Consider the following 15,730-nt stretch of genomic DNA (forward strand, 5'->3'; position numbering starts at 1 on the left):
CTATTTGGGAGAATGTATCATTCTGTAAAATCCCATACAATTTTTGACAACTTTTGCGATCATAAATCCGTAATATATGGCTTCGTTTATTCAAGCTTGTAGGCGGTGGTTGAATAATTAAACATGCTTTCACATTTGAGCCGTGTGGAGCGACAACATTTTTAGAGGAATATAAATTGAAAAAAGTCATCAGTTTTTTATTGTTACTTGTTTGCTCAACGATGGCTATGGCCAACGAGACGCCTTACCAATTGATAAATCAAGTTGGAGAGGGGCTCTTTGCGGACATTAAAAAGGTCAATGCAGGAGGCAAGGCAACATCACAGGAAATGCGCAGTATTGTTAAAACACAATTAATGCCGCATATAGATACGCGTTTTGTGTCAAGAAAGTTACTTGGAAAACACATCAAAGGGCTTAAACGTCAAGAAGCCATAGAATTTATTAATGCAGTGACACATTACCTAGAAGTGACATATGCAAGTGCACTGATGCAGTATAAAGGGCAAGAAGTTGTGTTCGAGAAAGCCCCTGTGCCACAAGACAGCAAATATGCGACGGTCAAAGCGGTAATTAAAGAAAACTCAGGACCGGATATCGACTTACATTTTAAGTTTCGTAAAGGCAAAGACGGTAAATGGAAGGTTTATGACTTAGTAGCTGAAGGCATCTCTTTGCTCAGCGCAAAACAAAAAGAGATTGTTTCGCGCATTTCGCAAGTTGGCCTAGCTCAAGTGACTGCTGAACTAAACAAAAAAGTGTAGTAAAAGTTTTTGTTAACCTCGAGGAGATAGAAATTGACCTGTTTCTATTTCTTCGCGGGTTTTTAATGCAAGCTGATTAAGTACGCCAATACTTCTTCCCCGTGATGTCAGCTCATGTTCGATGTCTATAATATCAATCTCTTCAAACCCTGACAGTTGTGCTATACGTGCAAATGTATATGCGTGCTTATATTTCTTTTGTTTATAAAAAATACTCACAAGGGCTTTGTACACCTCTAAATCGGGTGTTTCACCAGCTTGATTTAGTTCCAGTACGCGATAGAGGAAGTCGATGGTTTTGTCATCATCGAATTTGGCATAGTAGGTTGCCAAAAACATTTGTATCTCTTGGCTTTGACGCACATAAGGCTCATCTTCTTGGCGCAGCAATTTATTCATTGCATACTGACTATTGTTTCGAGACCAATGATAATAAAGCAAACCTGGATGAGAGGTTTGTTTGGTATCTTGATATATTCGATTCATTTCTTTTAGGCTGGTGAGGTGGCCTTCAACACGAGAGGTCGTCTTTTCTTTTAGCTTGATATGTTCAATTTGTGCAGCAAGGGAAACACATGAATTATAACTTTCGAACTGCTTTAAAAGTTGGTATTTATTTTCGTCTGTTGGATCTTTGTACTCAACATAACGACCGATGATCACAGATGCTCTTTCCTCTTTACAATGACTATCCTTGTTCAAATCATTGCAAAAACCAGGGGTTTCCTCACACACCTTTGCCAATGTCAACGGTTCTTCACATCCACTTAATAATGTTAATAAAGAAGCGCTAACGATGGCTAGCATCCACTTATTAGCCATTGTTTATCCTACGTAATATTTAATCGCGCACAACATACCACTTTTGCTCCTTTCGAAACAGCCCCAATGCGTCTAACGCCATTAACTTTGATAGAAGAACTGCCATTTTACTACTAATTACCTAGTTTAGTCTGATATTAAAAATAAGGTATACGCATATTTTCTTCAATAAAGGGAAAAAATAAGACATTTTTCTGTCTTTTTACCGTTCCCTTTACGAAAACAAAAGGAAATGTATGGCTAAGAGTGGAGAATAATTGCAGATTAAATTAGAATGGCGGTGCCCAATAGGGCTATCCGTTCAAAAAAATTGTTTATTAGGCAGAAAAAATGACCTTATCTCACGAGCAAGAATATCAAAATAGCTGGCAAGAACGCCAAGACTACGCTGAAAATATGCAACCTATTATTGGTCGCTTATACCGTAACTTGGGTGTTGAAATTGCTGTTTATGGCCGTCCACTTGTTAACACAAGCACAATTGACGTAATTAAAGCACATAAAACAGTAGCACGTTTTGAAGAGACTAAATTGCGTCTTCGTGAAAGCTTCCCTTTCCTAGAAGCTATCAGCAAAATGGAGCTTGCACCTGGTCGTATCGATTTAGGTAAGTTAGCTTATGCATACATTTACAAAAATGCAGGTGAAGGCCGCTCTATCGAAGAGTATTTAAATGGCGAGCTTGCTGACTTATTAAATAAAGGCACAGGCCCAGAACCGCGCGATGTTGTATTATATGGTTTTGGTCGTATTGGACGTTTATTAGCGCGCCTGCTTATCGAGCGCGGCGGCTCTCACGCTGATTTACGTTTACGTGCAATTGTTGTGCGTGGTGGCCGTGATGGTGACCTTGAAAAGCGCGCAAGCTTATTACGTCGCGATTCTATCCATGGTCCATTTGACGGTTCAATTACTGTTGACCATGAGAAGGGTGCGATTAAAGCAAATGGTAACTACATTCAGGTGATCTACGCGAACTCACCAGAAGAAGTAGATTATACTAAGTACGGCATTGAAAATGCACTCGTTGTGGACAACACAGGTGTATGGAAAGATGAAGATGGTCTAGGCAAGCACCTAGCATCTAAAGGCGCGTCAAAAGTGCTACTTACTGCGCCTGCTAAGGGCGACATCAAGAACATCGTTTACGGTGTAAACAACCTTGATATCCTTAACGAAGATAAAATTGTATCAGCAGCAAGCTGTACAACAAATGCTATCACGCCAGTACTTAAAGCATTGAATGATAAGTTTGGTATTAAGAATGGTCACGTTGAAACTGTTCACTCTTACACAAATGACCAAAACTTAATTGATAACTACCATAAAGCAGAGCGTCGTGGTCGCAGTGCTGCACTAAACATGGTTATCACATCAACTGGTGCTGCTAAAGCGGTTGCTAAGGCTTTACCTGAGTTAGCTGGTAAGCTAACTGGTAACGCAATTCGTGTTCCAACACCAAATGTTTCAATGGCAATTTTGAACTTAAACTTGAACGCAGAAACGACTTCAGAAGAGTTGAATGAGTTCTTACGTGAAACATCATTGTATTCTGATCTTCGTGATCAGATTGACTACACAGCCTCAACTGAAATCGTATCAACCGATTTAGTAGGTAGCCGTTATGCGGGTGTTGTTGATTCTCAAGCAACAATCGTAGATGGTGACCGTGTAGTACTATACGTTTGGTATGATAATGAGTTTGGCTACAGCTGTCAGGTAGTACGCGTAATGCGTGACATGGCAGAAGTTGCTTTCCCAAGCTTGCCATAATTTCGCTTTGACGATGAAAAAAGCCAGCAATTGCTGGCTTTTTTAGTTTTTGATCTGCGTGATGTGTGGTAGGCTCATCAATGTTTTTAGCTACATCTGGCTAACATGAATAACAATTCATTAGTTAGCGAAAAAAACGCAATATCAGGGCAAGAATCTTGCCATAAAATTTAGGGTATATATGAGAATTTCTAGTAATTTTGACAGTGGTAATATCAAGGTAATTTCGGCACAGCAGCCTCACGATATTCAACTTGAAATCAACAAAGACAACAACTCAGACTTTTTTCAGTGGTTTCACTTTCGTCTAGAGTCAACTCCTTTTGTAGAACATAAATTACATATTAATAATTTAAAAGCATCTGCATACCCTGAAGGGTGGGATGATTACCAAGCGGTTGCATCATACGATAGACAAACTTGGTTTCGAGTATCAACAACTTATCAAAACGGTCAGTTAGTTATTGATTTTGAACCTGAGTATAGCCATACCTTCTTTGCATACTTTGCTCCATACAGTTACGAGCGTCATTTGGACTTGTTGTACTGGGCTCAAAGTCATGATGCATGTCAAATTGAAACACTTGGCGAAACCATTGATGGCAGAGATATCAGTTTACTGGTAGTGGGCGAGCCAAGTGAAAACAAGAAAAAGATTTGGATCACGGCAAGACAGCACCCAGGAGAAACCATGGCAGAGTGGTTTGTTGAGGGCTTACTGCAGAAGCTGTTAGATGATGAAGATCCACATGCAGCAGCGCTGTTATCAAAAGCAGTATTTTATATCGTGCCAAACATGAATCCAGATGGCAGTGTGCGTGGTCATTTAAGAACGAATGCAAACGGTGTTAACTTAAACCGTGAGTGGAAGACACCTAGCATCGAAAATTCTCCAGAAGTCTATTATGTACTTGAGAAAATGCGCGCGGTAGGCCTAGATTTGTATTTAGATATTCATGGTGATGAGGCCTTGCCATATAACTTTGTGGCTGGTAGCGAAGGGATCCCAAGCTATGATGCACGCCTAGAAAGCTTGGAAACACAGTTTAAAGATGCGTTGCTTGCTATTACACCTGATTTCCAAGATGTGTATGGCTATCCAAAAGATGAACCGGGTCAAGCAAACTTAACAGTCGCTTCTTGTGCAGTTGGTGAAGAGTTTAAAGCACTGTCTTACACAATTGAGATGCCATTCAAAGATAATGCAGACCTACCAGATCCATACTATGGCTGGTCAGACAGACGCTCTCATCAGTTTGGACAAGACACGTTATCAGCAATAGTGAAAGTTGTTGATAATCTGAGATAATCAAAAACTAAGGCAGCCTATGAGGTTGCCTTTTTTTATATAACAACAATTAAAAGAGGATAAGTCGTGGACGTATTAGGAAGTTTTCTTGATAGCTTAGATGCCATGCTGGGGGGCTCGTGGTGGTTTCCTTATGTATTGCTGGGGGTGGGATTCTTTTTCACAATATATTTAAAGTTCCCACAAATTCGCTATTTTAAACATGCATGCCGAGTAGTCTCTGGTAAGTATGATAAACAGTCTCATGAAGGTGATACGACCCACTTCCAAGCACTATCAACAGCATTGTCCGGCACGGTCGGGACAGGCAATATCGGCGGTGTTGCACTTGCCATTTCAATCGGTGGACCTGCAGCACTATTTTGGATGTGGATGACTGCATTTTTTGGTATGACAACCAAATTTGTGGAAGTCACATTGTCACATAAATACCGTGTAAAAACAGAAGATGGCACCATGGCTGGTGGTCCAATGTATTACATGGATAGACGTTTGAATATGAAGTGGTTGGCGATCTTATTTGCGATAGCCACTGTTATCAGCTCGTTCGGTACTGGTAGCTTGCCTCAAATTAATAATATCGCCGTTGGTATGGAAGCCACTTTTGGTTTTGAAAGAATGGCGACAGGTGCTGTGCTATCTATTTTACTGGCATTGGTTATTTTAGGCGGTATTAAGCGCATTGCAGCGATCACTTCTAAAGTTGTGCCCATTATGGCAGTCGTTTATATCCTAGGTGCTTTTGCTGTTATTTTCTACAACATTGAAAATATTGGTCCATCATTCGCGTCTGTTTTTACTAATGCATTTTCTGGTTCAGCGGCTGCAGGTGGCTTTTTAGGGGCATCGTTTGCATACGCATTTAACCGTGGTGTAAACCGTGGCTTATTCTCTAACGAGGCAGGTCAAGGTTCTGCGCCAATAGCGCACGCATCAGCAAAAGCAGATGAACCTGTATCTGAAGGTATGGTGTCTATTTTAGAGCCTTTCATCGATACCATTATCATTTGTACTTTAACCGGCTTAGTTATCTTATCTTCGGGTGTTTGGACTGAAAAGTTTGAAACTGAATTTGAACGTTCTTCAATGACCTTTATTAAAGGGAATTATGACGAGGCGAACGAAGCAGATCGAACTGAGTTATACAAGTACTTGAACGGTTATTCAGACCATCAAGTGGAAGAATACAGTGGTTCTATTCAAGTGGTACAAGGTATCGCAGTCAATAAAGACTTCACAGTGATCCACTCGCGCTCTATCGGTGAAGATATTCGCTTTGGCATCACGGATAAACATCAGTATACAGGCACAGTTGAGATTGAAGGTGGTATTCCAGCCGATCCGAGCATATCTGTTCAAGGTAAATCACTGGTACACTCCGCTGAGTTGACAACTAAGGCGTTTACACGAGGCTACTTCGGCGATAGTGGTCAGTATATCGTTTCTATTGGTTTATTATTATTTGCTTTTTCTACGGCGATTGCATGGTCATACTATGGTGACCGAGCGATGACTTATCTATTGGGCCCGCGTTCTGTTATGCCATATCGTGTCTTTTACGTTGCTGGTTTCTTTTGGGCATCCTTTGCAGATACGGAGTTAGTTTGGAAGCTGGCTGCTGTAGGTATTGTTGTGATGACTTTACCCAACCTGTTCGGCATCATGGTTTTGAGAAAAGAAATGAAAGAAACCGTCGATGACTATTGGGAAAAGTTCGAAAATGGAAAAGGTCAAGCGCTAGATGACGATAAAATAGAAAAATCTCGCGATATCCAATAAGACAAAGTAGCTCAAAACAAGTAGAATAGGGCGCCATATGGCGCCTTATTTTTTATTCGGAGTAACGTAAGTATGGCAATAGCCCAATGCCCGAGTTGTAGTAAATCAATTTCATCAAAGCACACGGTTTGTCCTCATTGCGATGTTGAAATTGGAGAAATAAGTGATGATGAATTACGTCGAATTGCGGTCAAAAACCGTATAAAGAAACAGCAGAGTATTATGAATTACTCGTTTCTGGCCTTGATTTTATTTTTGGGTGGTTTTTTATACCTTTACTGGCACCACCCAGTTGAAGGCAGTATTGAAATGTATGCTGCAAAATCCGCTATTGGTATCGGCATGGTCTGGTACCTGATTAATCGCGTGATGTTGGTTATTTTGAAAAAGAAAAAGTGACGATGAATGTAGATAATTTGGTAAGTAGCATTACCCCAGAAGTATTCGAACGCTTGCAGTATGGTGCCTCTACAGGTCGTTGGCCTGATGGCACTGAATTAACTGAAGCACAAAAAGAGCAAACCGTTCAACTCGTCATGTTGTATCAGGCAAAAATCGCTAAATCTAACGAGCAGTTTACGATAAATGAAGACGGTGAGATGGTTCAAAAATCGAAACGCGAATTGCAACAAGAATTTAAAGCAGAAAACGAAATAGCTAGGTTCACTGAAAATGATCTTTAAACACTTATTTACACCTAAATGGAAGCACCCTAAGGCGCAAGTGCGCTTAGCGGCGGTGGATAAATTAGATACAACCAAGGATGTCGAAGCGCTAACAACTTTAGCCCTAGAGGACGACTCAATTCAAATAAGAAAAAAAGTCCTTAACAAGATTGATGATTTAGGTCTGTGGTGGAAAGTCTACAAGCAGGATCAAGAACTTAAAGATATTGCTGAGCAGCATATTAGCCAAGCTGTATTATCTGGTTCCCAGATGTTAAGTAATGATATTCGTGAAGAGTATATCGATAGGTATGCACCACAAAAGACCTTAGAAAAGCTGGCTTTTTCAGACATTGCGCAGACTCAGAAAGTCAAGTTATTAAAGCGCATCGCTAACGCGCGTCTAATTGAAAAAGCTTTCAAAGAAGGTGAAGAAGCACTGCAAGTTGCACTACTGGAACTCGTGTATCAATACGACTTAACGAAAGCCGTGCTTAAAAGCGCGCAAGGTGACGCGAAAAACCAATTAGACGCGCATCTGGAGCAGGCTCGATTGGCGAAAGTAATGCCAAAACAAGTTGCTGAGCAGGTTAAATTGATTCTTGCAAAATTCAATGCACTGAGAGAGAAGCTTGACTACCAAGTCGTCAATACTCAATTTAACGAATTGAGCCAGCAGTGGCAGAGTCTTGAATTAAAGTGGCTTGATGAAGAAACGCTCAATGTACAGTCGAGCAAGTATCAAGTCCTGACCGAAAAGCTGACGGCTCATATTGAAAAGCTTAAAGCACAGTTTGATGCTGATTTGGCCGCTGAAAAAGCGCTACAAGAAAAGCAGCAAGCACTGGCTGACTATGCGACAAAAGTAGATGCATTTGAAGCTGTTTTAAATGATGCTGTCAGTAAGCTGGATGTTGAATCACAGGCTGCGCTTCAGAGTCAGCTTGAACAACTACAAAGCATGCTTAATGAGTCTGAATACCAAATAGAGGTCAAAGATTTATTACAGCGTTTGGTTAAGTTAGAGATTTTACTTAACACATTGCCTGAGATGATCGCAGCGACGAAAGAGTTTCAAGTTACACTTGAGCAGCTGAAACAAATCGAAGCGAGTGATGATTTAGCGCAATTAGACGAATTATTAGCGGCGCAAAAATCTGCATATCAGGCATGTAATGCTGTATTAAAGTCTTTACCGGGCGAGTTAAAGCAAAATGCGAAAAGCGAGCTTGCTGAAGTGTCGAAAGCATTTTTGGATGCGATGAAGCCTTTAGTTGAGCAGCAACAAAAATTACTAAAAGAAGCTCGTAAGAAAGCGCGTGATGTGCAGAGGTTAATAGAGCAAGGTCGTTTCAACATCGCTTTTGGTGTATTTAGTGGCTTGTCTGAAAGTTATGAGTTGTTAACTGAGTCACACAAAGAGCAAGTAAGCAAACAGTATGAAGGCTTGCAAGCGCAGCTGGCTGAATTTAAAGATTGGCAAAAGTATGCATCTGCACCGAAGCGCACGGAATTGCTTGCGCAATTAGATGAAAAGCTTGCTGAAACCGACATTGATCCCAAGGTAAGAGCGTCTGATGTTAAGATGCTTCGTATTCGCTGGAATGAACTTGGCCGCATTGAAAGTGAAGAAGAAAAACAACAAGCTAAAGTCTTCGATGAAAAGATTGAGCTGCTATTCGCACCTTGTCGCGCATACTTTGCAGAGCAAGAGGAAGCACGTAAGCAGGTGATTGTTGATCGCGAAAAGCTGATCACGCAAATGCAAGAACTTGAACACTTCTCTGTCGAGGAAGAGGGCAGCTGGCGTAAGCTTGAAAGTCAGTTTAATCGTATCAACAAGCTGTGGAGAGGCGCAGGTAGTTTAGATGCGCAAACTTATCAGGCTCTAAATAATCAGTATCGTGATGCTTATGGCAAAGTGAATGGACGTTTAAAAGCGCATCATCAAAATAATGCTGAGCAAAAACAAAAATTGGTTGATGAAGCATTAGCGCAGGTTGAGAGCGATAATGTCGCTGAGGCATGTGAGGTACTGAAATCATTGCAAAAGCAGTGGCAAGGTATCGGCTTTGCGGGTAGCAAAAACGAACATGTATTGTGGCAGTCGTTTAGACAACACAACGATGCTGTGTTTGCTAAGCGAGAAGAAATAGTTGCTCAGCAAAAGCGTGAAAATGCGGCATTAGAAGTAGAGCAACGTCAGCAGTTAGCCAATTTCGATAGTTTGGTTATTGACGCGAAAACACAATCGGAGTTGACTCAGTTGCAAGAGCAGATCAGCAATCTGGAAGTGCTAGGTGGTTTGAACAAAATCAAAAAGTCACTGCTTGAACAGGTTGAAGTAAAACTCAATGAGCTATTCTCAACCTTGAATCGTGAAAAGTTTTCAGAACTTGTTACTGCGGTTGAAAATAACCAGGAAATCCCAGCTTGCTGGCAAGGCAAAAACACCATGGATATCAGTGCAGCACAGTTATTATTGAGGCTTGAAATTTTAACTAATGTAGAATCTCCAGCAGATGAGCAGCAGGCTCGAATGGCGGAGCAGGTCGCGCTGTTAGATGAGAAGCTTCAAGGTGAATCTCGCAAGCTTGATTTTTACTTGGTGTGCTATTTTGCACAAGCTAAGATTGAAGGTATTGAATTCAATTCAAGCCGAATTTTAAGTGTGCTAAACGCATAATATGGAAGGCCCTGTTTAGGGCCTTTTTCTTGTCTATCACGTGTTGTTGGCATAGAGTGTAAAATCACAACCTTTCCTACATGCATTGCTCAAAGCTTTACTTTGTTTTATTTTTCTCAATCAAAAGTTGCTAGCCTTTTTAATCAATTGCAGTCGTTTCAATTTTTGGCTTTCTTTTGAACAGAAAGTTCAACCTTATTTCTTTGAATTTATTGATTTAATTTCATTTATTTATATTTCTAGAGCAAGTGCAAGGTTATTTCTGATGAAACTTATACTTTCAATTGTGCAGTTATTGACATTAATCGGTTTGAAATTGGGCGTTCTGTCATCTACTTTTAGCGAGGAAAGTGACAAATATTTATCTCGGAAATAATAATCATTATCACATAAATAGTATTTATACCGCCCATTAACTTTATAAATTAGCGTAACCTAGTGAATTTAGTGTATTTTGCGGCGCAAACTAATACTAAAAAGTGCTTTTTAGTTAAATGATTACTAGCGCTTTAAATTTAGGGTAAAATAACCCTGATTTATATATGCGTATTACTGCCTGACGAGGTTCATATGAGTTTGTATACTGAGTACTTGGAAGAAATCCAAACCCGTAAAACGGAACTTGGACTTAACCCAAAACCAATTGATAGCGCTGATCTGCTATCAGAAATTATCGCCCAAATTAAAGACACAAAGAACGAGCACCGCGAAGATTCTCTTAAATTCTTCATCTACAACACACTTCCTGGCACAACTAGCGCAGCTGGTGTAAAAGCACAATTCCTAAAAGAAATTATTCTAGGTGAAGAAACTGTCGCTGAAATCTCAGCTGAGTTTGCTTTTGAACTACTTTCACACATGAAAGGTGGTCCTTCAATCGCTGTGCTTCTTGACCTTGCACTTGGCAATGATGAAGCAGTTGCAAAGCAAGCTGCTGATGTACTTAAAACACAAGTATTCCTATACGATGCGGATACTGCTCGCCTACAAGAGGCTTTTAAAGCAGGTAATGCCGTTGCTAAAGCTATTTTAGAAAGCTACGCGAAAGCGGAGTTCTTCACTAAGCTTCCTGAAGTTGCTGAAAAAATCGAAGTTGTTACTTTCATCGCGGGTGAAGGTGATATTTCTACTGACTTACTTTCTCCAGGTCACCAAGCGCACTCACGTGCAGACCGTGAGCTTCACGGCCAATGTATGATCACACCTGAAGCACAACAAGAAATCGTTGAGCTTAAAGAAAAGCACCCTAACGCGAAAGTGATGCTTATCGCAGAAAAAGGCACAATGGGTGTTGGTTCTTCACGTATGTCTGGTGTGAACAACGTCGCACTTTGGGCTGGTACTCAAGCAAGTCCGTATGTACCATTTATCAACATCGCGCCAGTGGTTGCGGGTACTAACGGCATTGCACCTATCTTCCTGACTACGGTTGATGTAACCGGCGGTATTGGTCTTGACCTTAAAAACTGGGTTAAGAAAGTAGATGCTGATGGCAATACAGTGACTGACGAAAATGGCGACCCAGTATTAGAAGAAGCATACTCAGTTGCAACTGGTACAGTACTTACTATCGATACTAAAGCTAAAAAGCTTTTCAACGGTGAAGAAGAACTAGCAGATATCTCATCTGCGTTCACACCACAAAAAGTTGAATTCATGAAAGCGGGTGGCTCTTACGCAGTTGTATTTGGTAAGAAGCTTCAAACACTAGCTGCAGAAACGCTAGGTGTTGATGCGCCGACTGTTTATGCACCTTCGAAAGAAATTTCGCATGAAGGCCAAGGTCTAACAGCGGTTGAGAAAATCTTTAACCGTAATGCGGTAGGCGTTGCTTCAGATGCACCACTACACGCTGGTTCTAACGTTCGTGTTAAAGTTAACATCGTAGGTTCACAGGATACAACGGGCCCTATGACGTCACAGGAGCTTGAAGCAATGGCTGCTTCAACGATTTCTCCACTTGTTGACGGTGCATACCAGTCTGGTTGTCATACAGCGTCTGTATGGGATAAAAAAGCGCAAGCGAACATTCCAAAGCTAATGGCATTCATGAACAAGTTCGGTCTTATCACAGCGCGTGATCCGAAGGGTATCTACCACTCAATGACTGACGTTATCCACAAAGTACTGAATGACATTACAGTGGACGACCGTGCTATTATCATCGGTGGTGACTCGCACACGCGTATGTCTAAGGGTGTAGCCTTCGGTGCTGACTCTGGTACTGTTGCACTTGCATTGGCAACGGGTGAGTCTGCAATGCCAATTCCTGATTCTGTTAAAGTAACCTTCAAAGGTAAAATGGCAGAGCACATGGACTTCCGTGACGTTGTACACGCAACTCAAGCGCAGATGCTTAAGCAATTTGGCGGCGAGAACGTGTTCCAAGGTCGTATCATCGAAGTACACATTGGCACACTAATGGCTGACCAAGCGTTCACCTTCACTGACTGGACTGCAGAAATGAAGGCGAAAGCGTCAATCTGTATTTCAAACGACGAAACGCTTATCAAGTCAATTGAACTGGCTAAGAGCCGTATCCAAATCATGATCAACAAGGGTATGGAAAACGAAGCGAAGACACTACAAGGTCTCATCGATCTTGCTGACGAGCGTATTGCAGGTATCAAGTCTGGTGAGCAACCAGCGCTTGCACCAGATGACAACGCGAAGTACTACGCAGAAGTTGTGGTTGATCTTGACGAAATCGTTGAGCCAATGATTGCAGACCCTGATGTAAACAACGAAGACGTATCTAAGCGTTACACGCACGATGTAATTCGTCCAGTTTCATTCTACAACGATAAGCCAGTAGATCTTGGTTTCGTTGGTTCTTGTATGGTTCACAAAGGCGACATGCAGATCATTGCACAGATGCTACGTAACCTTGAGAAGCAGAATGGTTCGATTGAGTTTAAAGCACCTCTAGTTGTTGCGCCACCAACATATAACATTGTTGATGAGCTAAAAGCAGAAGGTGATTGGGAAGTGCTAGCTAAGTACGCTGGTTTTGAGTTTGACGATGAAAAGCCAAAAACAGCAGCACGTACTAAGTATGAAAATATCCTTTACCTAGAGCGCCCAGGATGTAACCTATGTATGGGTAACCAAGAGAAAGCTGAACCTGGTGACACTGTAATCGCAACGTCTACACGTCTATTCCAAGGCCGTGTTGTAGCTGATACATCAGAGAAGAAAGGTGAGTCACTACTTGGTTCAACACCATTAGTAGTACTTTCAACTGTATTAGGTCGCTTCCCAACGATGGACGAGTACAAAGCTGCGGTTGAAGGTATCGACCTAACAGCATTTACTCCACTTGAAGAAGAGCTAACAACTAAGTTTGGTTTTGAGCAAGCAGTGCCTGTTAAAGTAGTTTAATCGTTACAGACTGACTACGAAAAAGCGCGTTTTAAAACGCGCTTTTTTTATGGCTGCTCTTTGAGTCGCTATCCCAAGCTTCAAATTTTCTGTATTTGTTTATTGACTCCCATAGCTTCTTGTCACGGATTAATTATCAGCCCGTATACTTTGCTTTAAACTGTTGCAGCTTTGAGCTCAAAAGTGTGTTTTCTGCGGATTTGAGTGAGCCATAAAAGTAGAAGCTTCAATTAAAAGGCGAACTTGGTAGGTATTTTTGCTGAGCAAGTCTAAACTTTAGCTCTGCAGAATCGTTATATAGTAACATAAGTAGAGTACTGTACTGTGCTCTTCACAAAGCGCTAATAATAAGGAGCTCAGGTATTATGAATGATCACAGCAGTTTTTATTTCCAAAGTTATGAGCAGTGGCGCCATGCGATCACTGTGCGTTGCAATATCACTCTCACCCCAGAATATGCACGAACGCGTATTGCTGCGTTAAATGATGCGAGCGATACCCATACAAAAGAATTTGCAGCAAAATATGGTGAGGCATACCTAAACCAGGTGATTGATTGGTTTAGTAGAGCAGAGCAAGAAGCTTAGTTTTATCAATTGTTGTAGCACTGCGTTCTACTCAAAGAAAATATGTCAAAAATAAAGCGTAAGAATTGAGCCCAACCTTTATAAAATAGTTGGGCATTAGAGAGCGACTGCTCAACTTATCACGACTCTATCAGTTCTTGCTCCATGGACTGGCGCATTTTAAACTTTTGCAGCTTACCTGTCACAGTCATAGGGTATTCTTCCACTATCCGGATATGCTTTGGCACCTTAAAATAAGCGAGTTTATCTTTAAGGTACTCTCTAATATTTTCCTTATCTATTTCATGCTCTGGCTTTGATTGCAGCCAAACACAAACTTCTTCACCATACTTTTCATCATGTACTCCAAATACTGCGGCGTCTTGAACACTGGGGTGATGATAAAGGACTTCTTCGATTTCTCTAGGGTAAATATTTTCACCCCCGCGTATGATCATTTCTTTGATCCGCCCTACAATCGTGACATAGCCATCATCGTCCATAACGCCTAAATCACCGGAATGAAGCCAGCCTTCTTCGTCTATTGTTCCCTTTGTCTTTTGTTCATCTTGCCAGTAACCTTGCATGACGCAATACCCTCGCGCACATACCTCTCCAGTCGCGCCAATTGGTAAGGTGTTTCCTAACTCGTCTATGATTTTAACTTCTGTATGTGCCATAGCTTGTCCAACTGTGGTCACACGTTTTATGAGGGGCGCGTCGATGTCTGTGATGTGATTGAGTGGGCTACATTCAGTTTGACCATATCCGATCAACACGTGCTCCATGTGCATTTTATTTTGCACTTCGCGCATTACTTTTTCAGGGCAAGTAGAGCCTGCCATAATACCTGTCCTTAAAGATGATAAATCGAAGCGGTCAAATTGCTCATGCTCTAACTGGGCTATGAACATGGTCGGTACACCATGAAGCGCCGTGCACCTCTCTTCCTCGACTGTTTGCAAAGTGCTATATGGGTCAAAGCTGCTACTGGGAAAAATGGCACATGCGCCCTGGCTGATACATGCAAGGTTTCCTAATACCATGCCAAAACAGTGATATAAGGGAACTGGAATGCAAAGCTTGTCTTTATCTGTTAGTTGCATTGCCTGTGCAGCTAGGTAAGCGTTATTTAAGATATTGTGATGGCTAAGGGTTGCGCCTTTAGGGTTGCCTGTTGTGCCTGACGTAAATTGAATGTTGATTGGATCATTTGCAACGAGGTGTGTTGAGTATGCCTTTACATGCTCAAGATCTTGTGGTGTTGCTCGCTCTAATAGTGAGTCAAATAAACATAAGCTTGGTAAATTAAGCGTACTCTCGTCATGGCCTATGATTACGACATGACGTAGGGTGGGTAATTTAGCTGCTTGCAACTGTCCAAACTGACATGATGATAGCTCAGGCGATAGGCTTGTTAGCATTTCAATATAGTCACAGTGTTTACTGTGGCCTGCCATAATAAGCATTTTGCACCCGACATTATTAAGTGCAAATTCAAGCTCTGACGGCCTATAAGCGGGGTTTATACACACCATTATTGCCCCAATACGAGCGGTGGCAAATTGCACTAATGACCATTCAAGACAATTGGGTGACCAAATACCGACTCTATCGCCTGAACGAATACCACAATTGAGTAATGCAGCGGCAAGTTGATCAATGCGGGTTAGATATTGTCTATAAGTGAGCCGAATATTTTGGTGCTTTACTATTATCGCGTCGTTATTGGGGAATTTATTTGCTATATGCGCTAAATAATCACCAATTGTGTAATTTATAAGAGGAAGATCAGATGAACCTTGTTGGTGGCTGTATTGCTTTTTATTATCTGTTGTCATAACGGTTTCAAATCCTTGTATCCATGGTGCCTTCTTTGCCTGCTATGAGTGACTGCAAACACGTTACCTTGTTATAAGGTATAGCTATAAGAAATATTAAAAGTCGGCAATATGCAAGCTGGACAAGGTGAGTAGAGCCGAAAT

11 protein-coding genes are annotated in these 15,730 nt (G+C 41.3%); 9 read left to right on the forward strand and 2 right to left on the reverse strand.

Annotated elements, in window-relative coordinates; genetic code table 11:
- The first annotated feature begins 221 nt into the window (after positions 1 to 221).
- Entirely contained in the window at positions 222 to 764 is a 543-nt protein-coding gene (locus AC2CZC_RS12845) for an MlaC/ttg2D family ABC transporter substrate-binding protein (protein WP_484584887.1), read from the forward strand.
- A gap of 12 nt (positions 765 to 776) precedes the next feature.
- Here the strand turns inward: AC2CZC_RS12845 and AC2CZC_RS12850 are convergent, their stop codons facing one another.
- Positions 777 to 1,586, reverse strand: coding sequence for a DUF2989 domain-containing protein (locus tag AC2CZC_RS12850; RefSeq protein ID WP_063362206.1), 810 nt, complete (start codon positions 1,584 to 1,586; stop codon positions 777 to 779).
- A 330-nt stretch (positions 1,587 to 1,916) separates the two neighbouring features.
- Here AC2CZC_RS12850 and AC2CZC_RS12855 point away from each other — a divergent pair, with 330 nt between their 5' ends.
- The 8 genes from AC2CZC_RS12855 (at position 1,917) to AC2CZC_RS12890 (ending at position 13,766) form a co-directional block, all read left to right on the forward strand.
- Positions 1,917 to 3,359: a glyceraldehyde-3-phosphate dehydrogenase gene (locus AC2CZC_RS12855; protein ID WP_484582058.1), complete on the forward strand. Its 1,443-nt coding sequence runs from the start codon at positions 1,917 to 1,919 to the stop codon at positions 3,357 to 3,359.
- A gap of 181 nt (positions 3,360 to 3,540) precedes the next feature.
- Positions 3,541 to 4,668 (forward strand): M14 family metallopeptidase, encoded by a 1,128-nt coding sequence (locus tag AC2CZC_RS12860; protein WP_484582059.1) that lies wholly within the window; start codon positions 3,541 to 3,543, stop codon positions 4,666 to 4,668.
- A 66-nt stretch (positions 4,669 to 4,734) separates the two neighbouring features.
- Positions 4,735 to 6,447: an alanine/glycine:cation symporter family protein gene (locus AC2CZC_RS12865; RefSeq protein ID WP_211037339.1), complete on the forward strand. Its 1,713-nt coding sequence runs from the start codon at positions 4,735 to 4,737 to the stop codon at positions 6,445 to 6,447.
- 72 nt (positions 6,448 to 6,519) lie between these two features.
- Complete coding sequence (locus AC2CZC_RS12870; RefSeq protein ID WP_484582060.1) at positions 6,520 to 6,846, forward strand: hypothetical protein; 327 nt, start codon at positions 6,520 to 6,522, stop codon at positions 6,844 to 6,846.
- A 2-nt stretch (positions 6,847 to 6,848) separates the two neighbouring features.
- The gene (locus AC2CZC_RS12875; RefSeq protein ID WP_063362201.1) at positions 6,849 to 7,130 is read left to right on the forward strand and encodes a YeaC family protein; all 282 of its coding nucleotides are present in this window, start codon (positions 6,849 to 6,851) and stop codon (positions 7,128 to 7,130) included.
- On the forward strand, positions 7,120 to 9,798 hold the full coding sequence (locus AC2CZC_RS12880) for a DUF349 domain-containing protein (protein ID WP_484582061.1): 2,679 nt from the start codon (positions 7,120 to 7,122) through the stop codon (positions 9,796 to 9,798). The genes AC2CZC_RS12875 and AC2CZC_RS12880 overlap by 11 nt, the downstream gene beginning before the upstream one ends.
- Before the next feature lie 570 nt (positions 9,799 to 10,368).
- The gene (locus tag AC2CZC_RS12885) at positions 10,369 to 13,179 is read left to right on the forward strand and encodes a bifunctional aconitate hydratase 2/2-methylisocitrate dehydratase (RefSeq protein WP_484582062.1); all 2,811 of its coding nucleotides are present in this window, start codon (positions 10,369 to 10,371) and stop codon (positions 13,177 to 13,179) included.
- A gap of 365 nt (positions 13,180 to 13,544) precedes the next feature.
- Entirely contained in the window at positions 13,545 to 13,766 is a 222-nt protein-coding gene (locus AC2CZC_RS12890; RefSeq protein ID WP_484582063.1) for a hypothetical protein, read from the forward strand.
- A gap of 119 nt (positions 13,767 to 13,885) precedes the next feature.
- Here AC2CZC_RS12890 and AC2CZC_RS12895 read toward each other — a convergent pair whose 3' ends face one another.
- Entirely contained in the window at positions 13,886 to 15,586 is a 1,701-nt protein-coding gene (locus AC2CZC_RS12895; RefSeq protein WP_484582064.1) for an AMP-binding protein, read from the reverse strand.
- Positions 15,587 to 15,730: the final 144 nt, after the last annotated feature.

The organism is Pseudoalteromonas sp. MMG033 (genome assembly GCF_057197785.1).